Below are 18462 nucleotides of genomic sequence, written 5' to 3' on the forward strand. Positions count from 1 at the left end.
TCGTTCCGGAACACCAACCGATTTCACCGCGTTCGGCGGCCCATTTTGCCGGATTCGGCGACCGCGACTCGGCCCATCGAAGTTCGCACTCGGAGGACTGTGTTAGAGAGAAAGACAACTATATATTTTCTAGAAATACCTATACCGGTTCTTCCCAATTACAAAAATTGCTCCTTATGCTGTCGGCGCGCGCTGGCACGACCCGAAGTGGTCGTGCCAACCGCGCGAGGGACGAGGACCGCAACGAAGTGAGGACCGCAGGAGGTTGGGGAGGTGTGAGGTCCGCGGTAGCGGTGCGGTAGACGGCGTTGTTCAAGCCTGAAGCTAGCTTCTCGTCGTCTCCTACTCTGGTCGTTTCCAACTCTGGTCGTCTCCTACTCTGGTCGTTTCCAACTCTGGTCGTCTCCTACTCTGGTCGTTTCCAACTCTGGTCGTCTCTCACTTTGGCCGTTCTCCACTCTCGTTCTGAGACTCCTATGCACTCGATAAACGACGATGTTACCGACGGCCGAAGAAAACGAAAAACGCAACTCCGTGACTCAGCCCTGCCAGTCCAGCACCGTCGCGGCCCACGTGTAGCCGGTTCCGGCCGCGAGGAAGCACAGCACGTCGCCCGACTCGACCAGTCCGCGCTCGACGCCCTCGTCCAGCGCGAGAATCTGGTCCACGCTCTGGACGTGGCCGTACTCGTCGAGGTAGTAGTCTTCCGCACCCAAGCGGTCGGTCAGCAGGTCGTGGAACGACCGCTTCATGTGGGTCAGCGCCACGAAATCGAGGTCGTCGCGGTCGTAGCCAGACCGCGAGAGCGCGTCGTCGGCGACCTCCTCGAAGTTCGGGAGGCTTACGTCCGCGAGTCGCTCTTTCATTCCCTCGGGGTCGGGCACGTCGAGGGTGTGGAGACCCTGCTCGACGGTGGCCCGACTCGCCGGATTCCGGGACCCGCCTGCGGGCATCACCACGTCCTCCGAGAAACTGCCGTCCGTCAGGGCGGCGCTCTCCCGAATCGTGGCCCGCAATCTGTCCTCGTCGGGGTCGGTTTCCAGCACCATCGCACAGGCCCCGCTCCCGAAGTTGAACATGAACGACGAGTCCTCGTTTTCGTAGTCCACCAAGTCCTCCTCTCGACTCGCCGAGACCAGCAGTGCGGTCTCGGGCGCGTCGGCCAGCAGTTGCGATTTTGCCTGCCGGATGGCCAGCGGTGCCCCGGCACAGAGCGCGTAGCTTTCGACCGCGAAGGCACCTTCCGCACCGAGGCGCTCGGCGACGTTCGCTGACGCGCTCCACACCACGAAGTCCTTGAACTCCGACCCGTGGTAGAGGACCATATCGACCTCGCCGGCTTCGATTTCCGCGTCAGCGAGGGCCTCCTCGGCGGCTTTCACGCACATGTCGGTGGTGTGGTCCGAATCCGATGGACAGACTCGCTTCTCGCGGACGCCCATCTTCTCGACCACGACGTCCTCGGGGATGTCACTCTGGGCCGCGATTTCCTCGCCCGTGACGATTTCGTCCGGGACGTACGTTCCGTAGCCAGTCAGTCCGACCGTGGATTCGCTCGGGTCTGTCATTTCTCGTCACCTCGCAGACGCCGTGCGACCTGCTTGCCGACCGGGCCGCCGAGGCGGTCCCGGACCGTCCCGAGGAGTCCGTTCGGGATGAACAGGACGAACAGCACGAAGATGACGCCGACGTAGAGTTCGGCGTGGCCGTTCAGGAAGGTGTCGATGGCCTGTCCGACCGTCAGTCCGTTGTAGAGTTCGGTCGTCATCGTTGCCTGACCGAGGTTGTCCCGGAGGTACGGGAGGAGGCCGCCGCCTTCCCCAGCCTTCGAAAGGAACTCCGTGACAGTCTCGTCGAACAGCCACCCGTAGAGCGGTCCCGCGAGGGTGCCGAACCCGCCGATAATCGAGGCCAGCAGGGCGTCACCGGTCACGAGGAAGTAGAAACTGCTCTCGGGCGAGACCGACCGCTGGAAGCCCGCGAACAGGCCGCCGGCGACCGCGGCGAAGAACGCCGAGACGGCGAACGCCCCGAGTTTGTACCAGAAGGTGTTGTAGCCGACCGCTTCGGCGCGCTCCTCGTTCTCGCGGATGGCGACCAGCACCCTGCCGAACGGCGAGTGGATGATTCTCTGCATGGCGAAGTAACAGACCAGCACCACGAGACCAATCATGTAGTAGGAGACCTCGGTGGTCCCGAACGAGAGGACCCCGAGCAGGCCCTCGACGCTATCGCCCGCTAACTGGCCGATGGCCAAGTCCAGCGAGTCCACGCCGGGCACGCCGACGCTGAAGGGTTCGGTCCGGCCCAGCACCGCGGGACCGTCCCGCGGGTTGCTGGCCACGAAGTCCCAGTCCCGGACGAAGACGTACAGCACCTGCGAGAATCCCAGCGTAATCATGGCGAAGTAGACTCCCGACAGGCGGAAGGACACCGCGCCGATGAGGACCGCGAGGACCGCGGCGACCAACCCGCCCAGTATCAGCAGGTAGATGAACGGCGTGCCGGTCCCCAGCAGGGGAATCTTCCCGTTGGCGACGAGGATGACGAAGTACGCCCCCGTGCCGTAGAAGGCCGCGTGGCCGAAGGAGAGATAGCCGGTGTACCCGCTGATGAAGTCGAAGGACATGGCGAATAGCCCGAAGTACAGCACGGTAACCATCGTCTCCACGTCGGGCAGAATCGTCACCATCTCCGCGCCGACCGGCGAGTTGACTAGCGCCGAGTGGAGGAGTGGGTAGACGGCGAAGAACGCGATGACCGCGACGTGAGCGGTCTGCTCGCGCAGGTAGCGAACCGGCCACGACGCCGGCGACTCCTCCTCGGTCTCGGACTCGGGAGTCGCGGCGTCGGCGGTTTCGGTGCTAATGGCCACCCACCTCCTCGACGCCGAACAGGCCCTGCGGGCGCAAGATGAGCATCATCACGAGGATGAGGAAGATGGTCATCTCGGGCAGGCTTGCGAAGTCGATTTCGTTGACGAACCACCACGTGGTCACGGCGTCGGCCATCCCGACGATGACCGCCGCGACGACGGTGCCCCGAAAGGTGCCCAGACCGCCGATGATGACGACCACGAACGCCGGGAGGAGCGTGTCGGCGGCCAGCGGGACACTGGCACCCCACGCGGGGTCCCACATCAGGAGCGTCCCGGCGATGCCGGCCACGCCAGCGCCGAGGGCGAAGACCACGGTGAACACCCGGCGCACGTCGATGCCCAGCGCCTCGGTCATCTCGGCGTCCTCGCTTCCCGCCCGGATGATGAGGCCGTAGCGCGTCCGAGTGAGGAAGGCCCAGAGGCCGGCGACGGTCGCGGTGCCGATGACGATTTCGAACAGCGAGAGGCCGCTGACCGAGATGAGACCGAGGTCCACCGACTCGGAGAGGAACCACGGCTTGGTCCCGAGTGCGGCCTGCCAGTCGCTGGTGGGTTGCATCCCGTAGAACAGGACCGCGATGCGGACCAGTTCGTCCAAGATGAGCGTCAACCCGAAGGTGAGCAGAATCTGGTAGACCGGCGGGCGGTCGTAGAGTCGGCGGATGAGACCGACCTCGACCACGCCGCCCAGTCCCGCCAACAGCGCGAACGTCGCGGCCAGCGCGAGGAAGAACACCAGCAGGCGGGTCGCGCCGCTGGAGGTCCCGCCGACGGCGAACACCATCAGCAGGCCGCCCAGATACGCGCCTATCATCGTCATCGACCCGTGAGCGAAGTTCAGCACGCCCATCAGGCCGAAGATGAGGGTCAGACCGCCCGCAATCATGACGTAGATGGCGGCCTTCGCCAGTCCGTCCACGACGACCGACGCCAGATTCTCCGGGCGGAGGAACTGGCCGAGGGCGTCCACGAACCCGGCCATCACGACGAGATTCGCGAGCGTCGATGCGAACTCCATCATGCGCTGAGATACCTCCTGAGTCGCTCGTCGTCCGCAGAGGTCTCGTCGGCGTTCCCCTCGTCCACGACCTGCCCGTTGTCGATGACGTAGAACCTGTCAGCGAGGTCCAGCGCCAGCGGCAGGTTCTGTTCGACCAGCAGGAGCGTGGTGTCCTCGGCGGCGTCCGAGAGGGCTTGTGCGACTCGCTCCACGATGAGCGGCGCGAGGCCTTCGCTCGGTTCGTCCACCAGCAGGAGGTCGTTCTCGCCGACCAGACCGCGGGCCAGCGCGAGCATCTGCTGTTGGCCGCCCGAGAGGGTTCCGGCGTCCCGGTCGGCGAACTCCCGGAGGTCCGGGAAGGTGTCGAACGCCTGTTCGAGCGCCTCGCGGGTGTCGCGGTCTTTCGGCACCGCGACCCGAACGTTCTCCTCGACCGATAACTGGGTGAAGATGCGTCGCTCCTCGGGTATCCATCCGACGCCCATGTCGGCGACCTCGTGGGTGTCGCGGCCGGTCAGGTCCTCGCCGCGATAGCGGACCGACCCCTCGCGGGGCGCGGTCAACTGGAGGATGGTCCGCAGGGTCGTGGTCTTGCCCACGCCGTTCCGGCCGACCAGCGCGACGACCTCGCCCTCCTCGACTTCGAGCGAGACGCCTTCGAGGATGTGGCTCTCGCCGTAGTAGGTGTGGGCGTCCTCAACTTCTAGAAGTGTCATGTTTTACCATTATTTAAGTACGTTTTAGAATTGTTTTTCTTTCTCTTAGTGAGTATTTCGCTTGTCTATACCATCGGACGGATGCTTTCTGCGGTATCGCCGGAAAAAGTCGGAGTCGCCTCGTTCGCGTCGTGATTTTCGTGGCTGGCGGGTCGCCGACTGCTGGAACGGCCGCAACGACCGCCGGGACGACGGCCCCCGTCCGCTCGCGGCACCGAGCGCCCCACAGCGACCCGCCGAACGCTCACGCCGTTCCCTCCTCCGGGTCCGACGCGGAGTCACCTGCGGGCGACTCTCCGCCGTTCTCGCCGTCGAGGCTTCCGGCCTCGTAGCCGCCGAGGTAGGCCTGTTGAACCGTGGGGTCGTTGCGGACCGCCTGCGGTTCGCCCTCGGCGATGACCTCGCCCTGATTCAGGACGACCACACGGTCCGAGACGTTCATCACGATGTCCATGTTGTGTTCGACCAGCAGGACCGCGTGGTCCGTCGCCACGTCCTCGATGAGGTCGATAATCTGGTCCACGCTCTCGGAGGACACCCCGGCGTTTGGCTCGTCCATCAATAGCACGTCGGGGTCGCCCGCCAGCGCCACCGCGACCTCTAGCTGGCGCTTCGCGCCGTGGCTCAGACTCTCTGCGGTGGTGTGGGCGTCCTCGGCGAGGCCGACCCGTTCGAGGATTCGGTGGGCCTCCTCGATGTGTTCGTCGAAGGCCCTAGCGTTGCGCCAGAACTTCATGGCGTCGCCGCTGGCGGCCTGTGCGGCCACCCGGACGTTCTCAAGCACCGTGCTGGTCGGGAAGACGTTCGTAATCTGGTACGACCGGTGCAGGCCGAGGGCGGCCGTCTCGTAGGGCGTGGCGCTGGTGATGTCGCGCCACCCGCCGTCGTCTCGGACCTCAACGCTCCCCGCAGTCGGGGTCAGCACCCCAGTCAGCAGGTTGAAGAACGTCGTCTTCCCCGCGCCGTTCGGGCCGATGAGCGAACAGAGTTCGTTCTCCTCCAGCGCGAAATCGACCGTATCGACGGCTGTCAGGCCGCCGAACTCCTTCGTCAACCCCGAAGTTCGCAACATGGCCTACAGCGAACAATCCATCTGGTCGCTGTCTTTGGGAATCGTCGCCTCCTCGGCGTCGATGGTGGCCATGGGTTCGCCGGGCATGATGGCCGCCTTCCAGTTGTCGGCCCACTCGTCGGTGGTCGGGACCGGGTTCGCCACGGTCATCGCCGACCGGGCCTGATTGTTGTACTCTTGGAAGGTGTAGCCGTTCTCGCCCTTCGGGGTGTCGGTGACGGTCATCCCGCGCAGGGCCTCGGCGATGTCCGCGCCCTCGGTCGAACCGCTCTCGTTGACGGCCTGCACGATGGCGGAGGCCGCGGTGAACGTTCCGGAGGTGAACAGGTCGGGCACCGTGCCGTAGGTGCTGGTGTAACTGTCCACGAACTGGTTGTTGATTTCGTTGTCGTACTGGTTCCAGTGGTAGCGCGTGGTGAACGGCCCCATGTTGGCGTTCTGAATCTTCTCCTTGGTCAGGGGCTTGCCGAGCGCCTTCTGGAGGGTCTGGCCCACGACGGCGTTGGTGATTCGCGTAGCGAACCCGCCGAACACGCGATAGGAGTAGTCGCCGTTGAGGTACGCGGTGAACAGTTTCGGCAGGGTGTTGACGGTGAACCCGCCGACGATGCCTTCTGCACCGGCTTTCGTGGCGTTGTCGAGGAGGCCCTTCCACTCGGAGTGGCCTTGGGGCACGAACTTCTTGCCGACGATTTCGACGCCCTCGTCTTTCAGGACCTTCTCGTAGTTGTTGACGACCGCTTTGCCGAACGAGTAGTCCGCGCCGAACAGGAAGACCTTGCTCACGTCGGTCTCGTTGGCGACGTACTTCCCGCCCGACCGGGCGTCCATCGCGGTGTTTTCGCTCGCGCGGAACACCAGATTACCGCAGGTCTCGGAACTCGTCGTGATGTCTGCCGAGGCCGCGGGACCCGCCATGTAGGGGACTTGGGCCTGCTTGACGACCGTCTTGATAACGCGGTTGGCCGCGCCGGACGAGGCACAGCCAAAGAGCATGTCTACCTCCTCGTCCTGCACGAGGCTGGTCGCTAGCGACTGGGCCTTACTCGCCTGAAATCCGGTGTCCCGGACGATTAGCTCGTAGTCCACGTCGCCGACCGTCGCGGTGTAGGTACCGGTACTCCCGCTCTCGATGGGGTCGGTATCGCCCTTGTACGCCAGACCGGAGTAGAACCCCCAGAGGCTCTGCTGGCCGTAATACTTGATACTGCCGGACGTAGGCTGAAGCACGCCGATTTTGACCTTGCCCGACGCGTTCGACTGCGTGGTCGTGTTCGTCGTGGTCTCGTTCATCCCGCCCTCGGTCGTCGTGTCGCCGCCTTCGGTTGTCGTCTCCTGTCCACCGTCGCCACCTGTACATCCGGCGAGGCCCGCCGCTCCGGTTGCACCGAGCGCGGTGAGCCATCGCCGTCGTGAAACGCTGTCATCTGCCATAACAGATTACAGTAGTTACTTCCCCCCGGCAAATACTGCGGGGTTAACATGTGAACAGCGGGCCGACAGCCCCCGAACATTCACACGTTAACCCCCGGTTTTTCCCCGACGGCGCGAGTCCGGCCGGGTATGACGAACGAAGTCGAACCCCCGGAACTCTCGACAGACGATATGCTCGTCGTGGACGACGACCGGTTCTCCTCGGAGAACGTCGCGCTCGTGACCGGCGCGGCCTCTGGCATCGGCCGGGCGACTGCGCTCGTCCTCGCCGAGAACGGTCTCACCGTGGTCGGCACCGACGTTGACGAGGAGGGCCTCGCCGAAACCCGAACTCGCGCCGAGGACCTCGGCGTCGAGGGGACCCTCGAAACAGTCGCTGGGGACCTCCGCGAGGACGTGCCCGAAATCGTGGATTCCGCGGCCGAGTACGGAAACATCGCCCTCCTCGCCAACGTCGCCGGGATGCAACACATCGACGCCATCGAGGAGTTCCCGATGGAGGCCTACGACCGGATGCAGGAGGTCATGGTTCGCGCGCCGGTCGAACTCGCCAAGGAATGTCTGCCCCGGATGCGCGAGACCGGTTTCGGATGCGTCGGCAACATGGCCTCGGTCCACGGCCACTACGTCACCAGCGACAAGGTGGCCTACAACGTGGCGAAGTTTGGGATTCGGGGTCTCACCCAGTCCATCGCCGCGGAGGGCGGAACTGGGGGCGAGGGCGGAAAAGAGGGCGACGACGCCGACATTCGCGCCTTCTCGGTCAGCACGGGGTACGTGAAGACGCCGCTCGTGACCGACCAGATTCCCGATACCGCCGAACAACGCGGCATCTCGGTCCAAGAAGTCGTGGAGGACGTGATGTTGGGCCAGTCGCGCACGAAAGAGATGATGACGCCCGCCGAGGTGGCCAACCTGTTCGTCTTCGGCTTCTCGAAGCACGCCAGCCACCTCAACGGCGGGGATTTGCGCTTCGACGACGGGATGACGCTGACCTACGAGTAGTCACTTCCCGCCGGTCTCGGGCAGGACGTGTTCGACCTTCTCGAAGGGAATCCACCCGACGTTTCGGCCGTGGTTGTCCTTGAGTACCAGTCCTTCTTGGCCCTCCTCGAAGGCGTCGCAGGAGATGCTCGGGCCGTCGGTTCGCTCGACTCGTGGCATGGTTCGGATGGTCTAAGCCGGGCCTCAAAAACGTGTTGCCGAGCCAACCGTCAGGGACCGGTCGAAATCTCCCGGCGAACGCCCCACAGCAACGCCATCCCGGCGGCCGAGCAGAGCGCCAGCGCGGCCCATCCGGCCCGGTAACCCGCGGTGTCGGCGAGATAGCCGAACGCCGGCGGGGCCAACAGGCCGCCGACGTTGATGGCGGTCTGGCCGCCAGCGGTCGCCGCGCCCAACTCGTCGCTGGCCACGAGGTCCCCCAGACAGGAGTAGTAGACCCCGGTCGAACCGAGGACCGTCAGACCGAGGCCGGCGAAGACGACGGCCGCAATCGGGAGGGCGGTTACTCCCGCGGCGAGCGACCCGAACAGCGCGACCCCCGCGCCGAACTGAGCGAGCGAAATCGTCGCCGCTCCTCCTGCGCCGCCGAAGCGGTCGGCCAGCGACCCTGCGCCGACTCGGCCCGCGCTCCCCGCGATTTGGGTCAGCGCGAGGAGGACGCCCCCGACAGCGGCACTCGCTCCCACCACGTCCTCGACGTAGAGGATGACGTAGCCGAGCATCGAGAAGATGGTCGCGCCGACGAACGCTCCGGCGACGACCAGCAGGAGGTAGGCCCGGTCGTCGGCCAGTCCCGAGAGGTCGGGGAACTCCAACCGGCCGGACCCGCCGGTGCCCGAGTAGGCGAATCGGAAAGCGACCGCGTAGCCTCCGGCGAGGAGCGCGATGGCCCAGAAGCCGACCCGCCACGTCAGCACCGCGGCAACGCCGGTCACGACCAGCGATGCTGTCCCGCTCCCGGCGGTCACGCCGACCTGCTTGACGCCCATCGCCAGATTCTCCCGGCCCCGAGGAGCCGAGGCCACGATTCCCTTGTTCGAGGCGGGCATCGCGGTGGCGTAGGCCGCGCCGAGCAAGACCGCCGCGCCCAGCAGGGGCAGAAAGCCGGGCGCGAGCGAAACCGCGACGGTGCCGACCGCAAGCGCCAGCAGACTGGCGACCATCGCGGTGCGCTCGCCGAACCCGTCCACCGCGGCACCGCTCGGAAAGAGGTTCAGGGTGTAGCCGACCAGTGCTGAAGTCAGGAAGACGCCGACGAGCGTGCGAGAGAGGCCGAAGTCCTCGCGGACGAACGCCGTCGCGGCGAAGATGCTGTAGTAGCAGAGGCTCGCCGCCGTCTGCCAGCCAGCGATGGTCACTACCGGTTTCCAGCCGCGTTCCACTGGGCTACCTCCTCGTCGCCGGGAATCGCCCGACAGCGGTTCGTCGCACTCGAAAACCCATTCTGCGCTCGCTTGGCAGGCGAGTCCGGTTAAGCTTGCGTCTCCGGCAGACCGGGACCGTCAGTCCCGGCCTGCCGGTTCGGGCGCGCTCGGTGGAACGGACCACGGAAAGAGACCCTAGAAATAATTTCGTTGCTCTAAAATATATAATTCGCTCTTTAGAAATTGTAGAGTTACCTCCGAGAGCGCGCTCGGCGGACCAAACTACCGGCGAGCGCCCGGCGAATCAACCGCCGCGGGCGGGGCTTCAAGAGACGTTCGTCACGTCGGTTCTGCTGTTACCCTGAAACCCAACGAAACAGAACAGACAGGGACTCTCAAATTCGATTTCGGGGAAGACTACCTATTCCAATTCCTCGAGCGCCTCCACGACGCGCTGAATCATCTTCTGTTGCCCGCGCCGCAGATTCTTCGAGACCGCAGGCTTGGATACGTCGAACTCGTCGGCGAGGTGGCCGAGGGTTGCTCCTCGGGGGTTCTCGAAGTAGCCGTCAGAGACTGCGGTCTCCAGCGTCTCGCGCTCCACGTCCGAGAGGTCCCGGCATCCCTCGATGAGGGTCATCGCGGCCCCGGCGTTCTGCACGAAGTCCTGCATCTCGGGCATCTCGGTGTTGTCCCGTTCCAACACGTCGTACTCGTTGTCTCGCTCCAGTTCCGCCAGCGTGGTGTCGGCGTCGCCGATGCCGTCGAACCCGACGTGCCAAACTTCGCTTCCGCTCTCGATGTAGAAGGGACCGGTGATGTAGCCGTCGTTGTCTCGAATCGTCTCCATGGCGTCGGTTTCGCCGATGACCGTCCGGATGTGGGCGACGTTGCCCCGGCGCGTGAGGAGTTTGTAGTCGCGCATGTTATCGTGATCTCGGAGGGCCGAAAGCCCGTTCGAGAGGACCTCCCGGTCGTCGCCCTCGACCATCATCCGGGTCTCCAGTTGGTCGTTCACCCGGTCGAAGTCCCACTGGATAGCCGAGAAGCCGATGCCGTGGTCGTCCGTGGTGTCGATAAACGGGCAGTCGTACTGCTCCATGTCCATCGTGATGTCTATCATGGGCCTGCCCTTGCTATTGAACCTCATACAGTAGGTAGGATAAAAGAGTTTTCTTCGACTCCGGCAACGCCTGCCAACAACGACACCAATCCCGAGAGTTTCCGACGCCGCAACCATTTTCCTCGCGGTGGCCCTACGTCCCACTGCTATGGCTCAACGCGAGGACTCCAGCGACCAGTCTCAACTCGACGGCATGCCACGTCTCGGTCTCGGCACGTGGGAGAACACCGATGCCGGCACCTGCGCCGACAGCGTCCGACAGGCGCTCGAGATGGGGTATCGACACATCGACACCGCACAGGCTTACGACAACGAAGCACACGTCGGCGAGGGCATCGCACAAGCCGACGTGGACCGCGAGGAGGTCTTCCTCGCCACCAAAATCTGGACCAGCAACCTCTCCTACGACGACGTAATCCACACCGCCAAGGAGAGTCTGGACAAACTCGGCGTGGACTACGTGGACCTGCTGTACGTCCACTGGCCGGCGAACGAGTACAATCCCGAGGACACCCTCCCGGCGTTCGACCAACTCTACGACGACGGCCTCGTCGAGAACGTCGGCGTCTCGAACTTCGAACCCCGGCATCTGGACGAAGCACAGGAGGTCCTCGACGCGCCCGTCTTCGCCAATCAGGTCGAGATGCATCCGCTTCTCCCCCAAGACGAACTGGTCGAGTACGGGCGGGAGAACGACGTGAACCTCGTGGCCTACTCGCCGCTGGCCCGCGGCAAGGTCTTCGACGTGCCCGAGATTCAGCAGGTCGCCGAGAAGCACGACGCCTCCGAGGCGCAGGTCAGTCTGGCGTGGCTCCTCCAGCGCGACGGCGTGGCCGCGATTCCGAAGGCCTCCAGCGAGGCCCACATCCGGGATAACTGGGGCGCGCGTGGCCTCGAACTCGACGCCGAGGACGTGGAGAAAATCGAGAGCATCGAGACGCGCGAGCGACAGGTGGACCCCGACTTCGCGCCGTGGAACTGACGGGCTGACCGTCGCCGACCGGTTCGCCCCGAACAAAACAGTTTACTAACACGTCTCCGATTTCGGGGACGATGACTGGTTCCCGCGACACTCCCTCCACGGTCAGGTCGCTCCATCGACTCGTGGAACACTACACGCCAGATGGAACGGTCGGGCGACTGCTCCTCGGTGCGCCAGCGATTACGGTCTCGCCCTTCCTGTTTTTCGGCGGGATTGCGGGACTGGGAAGCACCCTGAACGTCGCCGGTTTCGTCCTCTCTCTGTTCGGGGTCGTTCTGGGCATCCCGGTGTTCCTCCTCGGGTTGGTCACGCTCTGGCCGGTGTACCTCTCGCTCATCGGCAACGTCGAGTCACCCGAGGAGTACCCTGAGGGTGCGGCGGACCCGGAGAGCGCGACGAAATCCGGAACCGGCCGCGAGACTCCCGAGGAGGTCCTCAAACGCAGGTACGCCGCGGGAGGCCTCACCCGCGAGGAGTTCGAGCGACGACTCGGCGACGTGATGGACCCTGCCGAAGCGACGGCCGAGGAGGCCGCGAAGGGCGACCGAACACGCACCGAGACCTCCGTGAGCCGATAGGAACAAAATTTCTATCGGCTAATAGTTCTGAATCCAACCCCGAAAGTTCATATTCGCCGTAACGTATTAAAACGCAGATGCACGGCGGAACAAGCAGTACCGGTCTGGTCGGGGCGGTCCAGTACGACCTGCGGCGACTGCACGAGAGTTGGATGGCGCTGTTTTTCCCCCGCCAGCGCGGGTCCCAGAGCGGCGTCCTCGGCAAGTGGGAACCCTCGTCCACGACCGGAAAAGTAGCGTACAGAGCGTGGAGCGCGGTCGGCACGCCGGTCGTGGGTCTCCTCTACCCCCTCGCGCTGTTCGGGTTCGCGGCCCGGTACTACACCCGGAAAATCGACGGGACCGCGACCCGACTCGGCGTGGTCGGCGTGGTCCTGCTGTCGTTGCTGGTGTGGGGTGGACTGACCGCGCTCGCTCGAATTCGGTTCTCGACCGACGGCTTTCTGGCGGTCGGTGCCGCAGGAGGAGTCGCCACGGTTGCGGCAGTGCTGGCGTACCTCACCGGAACGCGAGGAGGACGCGGAACCACGGTCCTGTTGGCCTATCCCTTCGCCATGACGGCCCTGTTCCTGCCGCCGGTGGTCGCGGCGCTCTACTCGCCGACGCTCTCGGAGGTCATCTTCCCCAAGAGCTACACCCTCGCGGTCTGGTTGCTGGACAACCCCCTCGACCTCTGGGGCCTCAACACCTTCCTGCGCGAGCAGTTCACCCTCGAAGGGGCAAACTACGTGGCGATGTGGTTCGGTCTCTCGGTGCCGGTCGGGTGGGTTCTGGGTCTGCTGGTGACGCTGGCCGACGTGGTGCGGCCGAAATCGGCCTGACCCCCGCACCCGACAAGAGGACCATTACAACAATTTCCAGTTTGCTTTTCCAATTGTATAGGTTTCTCCCTGCCGAATCGGCCTTCGACAGACTCCGCTTCGCCCATCTCCGGAGAACAACGCTTTTGCTCCGTTCGTCCTGAGAGTCGCACATGGAGTTCAATCTGCCCGTGACCGCCGGAGTACTGCTGGGAATCGTCGCGCTCGGAACGGTGGCCCTCCTCGCGATGGGGTTCATGGCCACGAGTACGGTGCTGATGATGGTGACGCCCGCCATGCTGGTGTTCGGCGCGATAGCGGCCTTCGTCGGCGTCAAGCACGGTGAGTACCGCGCGGCACGATAGGCCGACGGCAGAAAGTATTTGTCGCCGGGGTGTCGGAACACCAACATGGAGCAGGCGCGCGCGCTCGTCGGAGTCGTGCTACTGGTCGGCGGAGTCGTCGGTGCCCGCTACGCCCACGTCGTCGCCAAGTTGGACGAGCAACTCGACGCCATCGGGAGCGCGCGCCACTGGAGCGAGGTCGAACCCGCCACGTGGAAGGTAACGGTCGTCCTCTTTTGCGCTCTCGTCGGGTTCGCTATCGGCGGATTCCTGTTCGCGTCGGCACTCGTCTGAAAAAGAAAGCAAGTAATTCTACCGCGAGCGAACGTAGTGAGCGAGCGGACCGAGGAATCCCTCGAAGCCTCACGCCTCGGCGTGAGGCTGAGGGGGTGACGCCGTGTCGTCGGGAGCGTAGCGACCGACTGCTCGGAAGGCGCGGTTTGCCTTCCGGTGTTTTTCATGAAAGTTTTGCCAGCGAGGAAGCGCCTACGGCGCTTCCGAGCACAGCAAAAGTTTCACATGTAGCCGAGGTCGCGCAGGCGCTCCATCAGGTCTTCCTTGTCTTGGGCGCGGCCTGCGCGCTCGGTCGTATCTTCGAGGTCCTGAAGCCACGCTGGCTCCTCGTCGGACTTCTCGGTGCTGACCTCGCTACCGAGCGACCGGAATCCGGCGAAGTACTTGGGACTGACCGGAATGTCGTCCTGCGTCAGGCCGTTCGGCAGGTCGTCGTCGGCCTCGGGGACGTAGCCCTCGTCGGGGTAGTCCTCAACCGTGTCCGGCACGACGTAGTGCCAGAAGGTGTCCCAGACGGCGCGCTCGTCGAACTGGAGAATCGGCTGCACGCGGTCGTGGGGCGGGTAGATGTCGGGGTCGTGGCGCGGGGAGAAGAACGTCTCGTCGGCGCGGGCCTCCTGCTCGTCCCAGCGGACGCCGGAGATGATGCCGTCGATGTCGAGTTCTTCGATGGTCTCGTTGAGCGCCACCGTCTTCAGCAGGTGGTTGCCCACGTAGGTGTCCAGCAGGAAGGGGAAGGTGTCCTCCTCGTACTCCAGAATCTCGCGCACGTGGTGCTGGTTGTGGTCGTTCAGCGCGTCGATGGGGATGTCGTCACCGGGCGTGAGGTCGTTCTCCTCGGCGTAGTCGCCCACGTCGTCGTTGCTGGCGTAGACGACGTCGAGGTCCCACTCGTCCTCCCACTTGGCGACGAAGTCGTGAATCTCGTCGAAGTGCTGGAAGTGGTCGATGAAGACCGCGGTCGGGGTTTCGAGGTCGTACTTCTCGGCGACCTCTTTGATGAAGTACAGCGTCAGGGTCGAGTCCTTGCCGCCGGTCCACATCACGGCCGGGTTCTCGTACTGCTCGAGGCCCTGCCGAGTCACTTCGATGGCCTTCTCGATTCGGTGTTCCATCGAGGGGTAGTCCTCGGGGTCTTCGCCTTCGCCGTCGGTGTAGTCCACGTCTACGTACTCGGGGAAGTCTTCGGGCATCGTTCGTAATTACATCTAATTACCATCCTAAAGTGTTTTTCGGCTCTCCACTCTCACAGGACGGCCCCACCTCCTCGAAGGCCCCCGCTACCGCGATTTCAGGCCGTCTTTTGTGTGGTAGCGTAGCACGGTAAAACGACCCACGATGCTCTGCGCTCGGCCCGACCTCCGGCCCCGACAGCGAGCCGGAGGCTCGCGCACCAGTCTCTCGCCACACCGTTTCTGTACTGCGAGCGAAGGAGCGATGGCGCGGCGCGGAGCGCCGCGAAGCGACTAAGCGAGCAGGTCTTTTTTGATCGACATTTTTTCGAGGAGCGGTGCCCGCAGGGCGCGAGCGAAGCGAGCGCCCGAGGACACCCGACGAAGAAAAAAGGTCGTTTCAGATGAACTCGTTGTCCCGCCAATCGACGCCGCTGGACCCGGAGTTCGAGGAGTCCGGTCCTTCCACGACTTCGATAGACGCCGGGCGGTCCTCGCCGTCCACGATGCGGGTGGCCTGCAGTTCGCCGTCCTGTTCGGTGATGGCGGTGAGCGTCCCCTTCTCGGCTAGTCGCGCGATGTCACAGAGGACGAGGAACATCGGGTACTGGAGCGCCGTGTTCTGCAGGACGGTCTCTCGGTCGCCCTTGAACGCGGCGACTTCGATGAGTTCGCCGAGGGGTTCGTCGTCCTCCTCTTCGTCCAGTTCTTCGGCGTCGTCGCCCCACCGCGGCCCTTCGCGCATCTTCTGTTCTTCCTCGGTGTAGACGCGAGTCTCGGAGATGCTGGCCTTCAACTGTGCGGTCGGCGTGTACTTACTCATGCTGTCGTCAGCGGCGACGGCGCTGATGATGAGCGTGTTCTTGCGCCGGGTAATATCGACACTAGCGATTTCCGGCGGGAGGTCCGGGTCCTCCTCGAAGTGGTCGTAAACGTTTTCGAGCGGCAGTTCGAGCGTCGAGTGAAGTCGATATACTTGCCCCGTCATTTGTAATTTACATGCAGGTTCCCGGCTGACGACACGGTACACGGGTGTGTAGGCGGTCCGAACATATATGGTCTACTCTTTTGGTCCTCATTTTCGTCGCCGAAATAACGGTTCACGCCGACAACTCGTCGGCGAGTTCGCCTCGCTCCTCGAGTTCGGCCAGCACGTCGCTCCCGCCGACGAATTCGCCGTTCACGAACGTCTGGGGGATGGTCTCCCACCCGCTGTGGTCCTCCAGCGCGGTCCGGTACTCCGCGAGGGCGTCTAGCACGTCCACCGTCTCGTAGTCGTCGCGGTGCGATTGGACGAGTTCGAGCGCCTTCTGGGAGTAGCCGCACTGGGGCATCAACTCGTTGCCCTTCATGAACAGGACGACTTCGTTGTCCTCGATGGCGGAATCGACCCGTTCCCGAGCCTCGTCCTCCGTCAAGTCGCTTTCCGGCTGAAAGGTCATACCGCCCGATACGCACCCGGCGCGCAAAGAAGTTGTGTTACTCGTCGTTGCCGACGCGCACGACGTTGATGAGCGAGTGGACCGGGATGCCCTTGATTTCCTCGACGCCCTGCTTGTCCACGAGGACGACGCAGGCGACTGGTTCACCACCCTCCTCGCGGATGGCCTCGATTGTCTCGGTCATGGTCGTCCCGCTGGTGATGGTGTCGTCCACGACGTAGCACTCGCGGTCCCGAATCTGAGCGAAGTTGCGCGAGAAGGTGCCCCCGAGGTCCTCGATGTCGCCCTCCTCCCACTGGTGCTTGCTCGGCGCGTAGGTCCCGAGGTCGGTGTCGAGTTCTCGCGCGACGGCGGTGGCAAGCGGCGCGCCCGCTTTCTCGATGCCGATGGTGAGGTCCACCTCCTCGCCCTGCTTCATCAGGAGGTCGGCCATCGCAGACCCGGCGTGGTAGAGTCGGTTGCTGTCCCGGCCGAGGGCCGACCAATCGACGTGGATGTCGTGGGGACCGCCCGAAGGCTCGGGGCTGGTCGTGGTCGTCGTTCCCGTGCCCGACCCGCTTCGTTCGACCAGCCAACTGGCGGTTTCTCTGGAGACGTTGAGTTCGTCTGCGATTTCGCCCTTCGACAGGCCCTGTTCCGCGAGATGTGCCGCGCTCTCGATGAGGTCGTCTACGTTCTTCATATCTGGCTAAATTGGACTGCGGTCTTTATTGTCGTTTCGTCGCCGTCAGCGAATGCCGCCTCGTAGTCGTCGAGACCATGAACACCGGTCACGAGGTCGTCGAACAGCCATTCGGGGAGGTCGGCGAGCGTCTCGACTGCCGACTCGAAGTGCGAGACGTTGGAGTTGACACTCCCGACCAGCGCCTTGTTGTTCATCACGAACTCCTTGTGGAGTCGCCCGCCGTCGATTTCGAACTCCCACGGTTCGGGCACGCCCAGCAAGGCCCCGACGCCGTTGGGCGCGAGGGCGTCGATGGTCTCGAAGGCGTGGCGGGCGTACCCGGTGGCCTCGTAGACGAAATCCATCGGTTCGTGGGCCTCGGGAATCTCCGACACGGGAGTCTGGCGCGAGTCGATGTAGGTGCCGTCCAACTCCTCGATGATGTCGATGGTCGGGTCGGGTCGGTCCCTGCGGCCCAGACAGTAGGTGCGGTCGTAGCCCGCCGACTCCAGCATGGCGAGCGTGAGGAGGCCCAGACTCCCGTTACCCAGCACGAGACCGGTCTCGGCGTTCCAGTCGAACGCGGACCGGGAGGCCGAGGCGTGTTCGATGGCCTTCTCGGAGATGCTGACGGGTTCCACCAGAAAGCCCCACTCGGCCAACTCGTCAGGCACGGGCACGAGGTACTCGGCGGGACTCGTGAAGTACTCGGCCATGAAGCCGTGTGCGCCGTCGATGCCGCGCTCGACGCACTCGTCGGGAGGAGCCATGTCGGGTTCGCCGCGCTCGAAGTACTCGTTGGGTCCCTCGGCGGGGGGTCGTCGGACGGTCGGCACCACCACGTCGCCCTCCTCGAAGACGGTGCCCTCGGCGGATTCGACCACGCCGACGGCCTCGTGGCCGAGGACTAACTCGTCCTCGCCTTCGGGGAACCCGCCGTGGCTTCCCTCGATGACCTCGCGGTCGGTCCCGTCCACCCCGACCCGGAGGGTCCGGACCAGCACCTCGCCGGGTCCGGGGTCGGGGCGCGGGCGCTCGGCGACCGTGGGCGAGGTCTCGCCTCGCCGGATGACGATTGCTTCCATAGCGGGTGATTGGGTGGGAGGGGACAAAAGATTTATTCTATACCGAGTAAACATCTGAAAGTGGGTGGGCCGGTCGAACCCAAACGCCTGTCAACTTCCAGCCCACCGCGCACATTCTGGCGCTCGGCGCTCCTCGACCCTGATACCGACGACTTCGACCGATACCGGCAGGGCTGGCGCGCGCAGTTCTGCGCGCGCCAGCCCGCAAAACCCACCGCGGACGTGCTCGGTGAATCATTCCGCGAGGATGCGCTTGGTGAATCATTCCGCGAGGATGCGCTTGGTGAATCTTTCCACCGGGATTCGCTTCGTGCAACCTTCCACAGGAAGGCGCTCGGCCTGACGAACCACCGTCTGGGTGGATGAAAGGGGCCGCCCAGTCGCGTTCACTTTAGTCGTCTGACCGACCTCTATCCGCAGGTCGGGCGGTGTCTCACCGAACGGAGTGAGGTGATGGCTCGGAAGACGCGGGTTGTCTTCCGGTGCGGAGAGACCTGCGGATATGTCGG

The 18462-nt window shown here is 64.3% G+C and carries 21 protein-coding genes; 7 read left to right on the forward strand and 14 right to left on the reverse strand.

Annotated elements, in window-relative coordinates:
• Positions 1-539: 539 nt before the first annotated feature.
• The 6 genes from P2T57_RS00430 to P2T57_RS00455 form a co-directional block, all read right to left on the reverse strand.
• Positions 540-1568 (reverse strand): 3-oxoacyl-ACP synthase, encoded by a 1029-nt coding sequence (locus tag P2T57_RS00430; RefSeq protein WP_276300506.1) that lies wholly within the window; start codon positions 1566-1568, stop codon positions 540-542.
• The gene (locus P2T57_RS00435; RefSeq protein WP_276302129.1) at positions 1565-2692 is read right to left on the reverse strand and encodes a branched-chain amino acid ABC transporter permease; all 1128 of its coding nucleotides are present in this window, start codon (positions 2690-2692) and stop codon (positions 1565-1567) included. The genes P2T57_RS00430 and P2T57_RS00435 overlap by 4 nt, the downstream gene beginning before the upstream one ends.
• Before the next feature lie 172 nt (positions 2693-2864).
• Complete coding sequence (locus P2T57_RS00440) at positions 2865-3896, reverse strand: branched-chain amino acid ABC transporter permease (protein ID WP_420028547.1); 1032 nt, start codon at positions 3894-3896, stop codon at positions 2865-2867.
• Positions 3896-4594 carry an ABC transporter ATP-binding protein gene (locus P2T57_RS00445; protein WP_276300507.1) on the reverse strand — a complete coding sequence of 233 codons (699 nt, stop codon included), beginning with the start codon at positions 4592-4594 and terminating at the stop codon, positions 3896-3898. The genes P2T57_RS00440 and P2T57_RS00445 overlap by 1 nt, the downstream gene beginning before the upstream one ends.
• A gap of 244 nt (positions 4595-4838) precedes the next feature.
• Positions 4839-5666, reverse strand: a complete 828-nt coding sequence (locus P2T57_RS00450) for an ABC transporter ATP-binding protein (RefSeq protein WP_276300508.1) — start codon at positions 5664-5666, stop codon at positions 4839-4841.
• Between the two features lie 3 nt (positions 5667-5669).
• Entirely contained in the window at positions 5670-6959 is a 1290-nt protein-coding gene (locus P2T57_RS00455) for an ABC transporter substrate-binding protein (RefSeq protein WP_420028548.1), read from the reverse strand.
• Between the two features lie 270 nt (positions 6960-7229).
• Here P2T57_RS00455 and P2T57_RS00460 point away from each other — a divergent pair, with 270 nt between their 5' ends.
• On the forward strand, positions 7230-8105 hold the full coding sequence (locus tag P2T57_RS00460; RefSeq protein ID WP_276300510.1) for an SDR family NAD(P)-dependent oxidoreductase: 876 nt from the start codon (positions 7230-7232) through the stop codon (positions 8103-8105).
• Here the strand turns inward: P2T57_RS00460 and P2T57_RS00465 are convergent, their stop codons facing one another.
• From P2T57_RS00465 to P2T57_RS00475, 3 genes are all read right to left on the reverse strand, one after another.
• Positions 8106-8264 carry a hypothetical protein gene (locus tag P2T57_RS00465; protein WP_276300511.1) on the reverse strand — a complete coding sequence of 53 codons (159 nt, stop codon included), beginning with the start codon at positions 8262-8264 and terminating at the stop codon, positions 8106-8108. It abuts the gene before it with no gap.
• A gap of 50 nt (positions 8265-8314) precedes the next feature.
• The gene (locus tag P2T57_RS00470) at positions 8315-9487 is read right to left on the reverse strand and encodes an MFS transporter (RefSeq protein WP_276300512.1); all 1173 of its coding nucleotides are present in this window, start codon (positions 9485-9487) and stop codon (positions 8315-8317) included.
• A gap of 403 nt (positions 9488-9890) precedes the next feature.
• A complete protein-coding gene (locus P2T57_RS00475) occupies positions 9891-10592 on the reverse strand; it encodes a helix-turn-helix domain-containing protein (RefSeq protein WP_276302131.1) in 702 nt (233 codons plus the stop codon).
• Between the two features lie 148 nt (positions 10593-10740).
• Between P2T57_RS00475 and P2T57_RS00480 the strand changes: the two genes are divergently transcribed.
• The 5 genes from P2T57_RS00480 to P2T57_RS00500 all read left to right on the forward strand — a co-directional run bounded on the left by P2T57_RS00480 (position 10741) and on the right by P2T57_RS00500 (position 13590).
• Positions 10741-11574, forward strand: a complete 834-nt coding sequence (locus P2T57_RS00480; RefSeq protein ID WP_420028505.1) for an aldo/keto reductase — start codon at positions 10741-10743, stop codon at positions 11572-11574.
• Between the two features lie 71 nt (positions 11575-11645).
• Positions 11646-12152: an SHOCT domain-containing protein gene (locus tag P2T57_RS00485; RefSeq protein WP_276300513.1), complete on the forward strand. Its 507-nt coding sequence runs from the start codon at positions 11646-11648 to the stop codon at positions 12150-12152.
• 77 nt (positions 12153-12229) lie between these two features.
• A complete protein-coding gene (locus P2T57_RS00490) occupies positions 12230-12973 on the forward strand; it encodes a hypothetical protein (RefSeq protein ID WP_276300514.1) in 744 nt (247 codons plus the stop codon).
• A gap of 152 nt (positions 12974-13125) precedes the next feature.
• The gene (locus P2T57_RS00495; protein WP_276300515.1) at positions 13126-13317 is read left to right on the forward strand and encodes a DUF7333 family protein; all 192 of its coding nucleotides are present in this window, start codon (positions 13126-13128) and stop codon (positions 13315-13317) included.
• 45 nt (positions 13318-13362) lie between these two features.
• Positions 13363-13590 carry a hypothetical protein gene (locus P2T57_RS00500; RefSeq protein WP_276300516.1) on the forward strand — a complete coding sequence of 76 codons (228 nt, stop codon included), beginning with the start codon at positions 13363-13365 and terminating at the stop codon, positions 13588-13590.
• Positions 13591-13811: 221 nt separating this feature from the next.
• On the opposite strand, the gene P2T57_RS00505 is transcribed toward P2T57_RS00500, so the two are convergent.
• From P2T57_RS00505 to P2T57_RS00525, 5 genes are all read right to left on the reverse strand, one after another.
• On the reverse strand, positions 13812-14783 hold the full coding sequence (locus P2T57_RS00505; protein ID WP_276300517.1) for a phosphoadenosine phosphosulfate reductase family protein: 972 nt from the start codon (positions 14781-14783) through the stop codon (positions 13812-13814).
• A gap of 379 nt (positions 14784-15162) precedes the next feature.
• Positions 15163-15750: a DUF7110 family protein gene (locus P2T57_RS00510; RefSeq protein ID WP_276300518.1), complete on the reverse strand. Its 588-nt coding sequence runs from the start codon at positions 15748-15750 to the stop codon at positions 15163-15165.
• A 112-nt stretch (positions 15751-15862) separates the two neighbouring features.
• Complete coding sequence (locus P2T57_RS00515) at positions 15863-16204, reverse strand: glutaredoxin family protein (protein WP_276300519.1); 342 nt, start codon at positions 16202-16204, stop codon at positions 15863-15865.
• A gap of 37 nt (positions 16205-16241) precedes the next feature.
• Positions 16242-16886, reverse strand: a complete 645-nt coding sequence (gene gfcR, locus P2T57_RS00520; RefSeq protein ID WP_276300520.1) for a transcriptional regulator GfcR — start codon at positions 16884-16886, stop codon at positions 16242-16244.
• On the reverse strand, positions 16883-17953 hold the full coding sequence (locus P2T57_RS00525) for a glucose 1-dehydrogenase (protein ID WP_276300521.1): 1071 nt from the start codon (positions 17951-17953) through the stop codon (positions 16883-16885). Before P2T57_RS00525 ends, gfcR begins: the two co-directional genes overlap by 4 nt.
• Positions 17954-18013: 60 nt before the next feature.
• On the opposite strand from P2T57_RS00525, the gene P2T57_RS00530 reads away from it, so the two are divergent.
• The gene (locus P2T57_RS00530; RefSeq protein WP_276300522.1) at positions 18014-18319 is read left to right on the forward strand and encodes a hypothetical protein; all 306 of its coding nucleotides are present in this window, start codon (positions 18014-18016) and stop codon (positions 18317-18319) included.
• The last annotated feature ends 143 nt before the right edge of the window (positions 18320-18462 follow it).

Origin of the sequence: Halorussus lipolyticus, from assembly GCF_029338375.1 — an archaeon.
GTDB lineage: Archaea > Halobacteriota > Halobacteria > Halobacteriales > Haladaptataceae > Halorussus > Halorussus lipolyticus.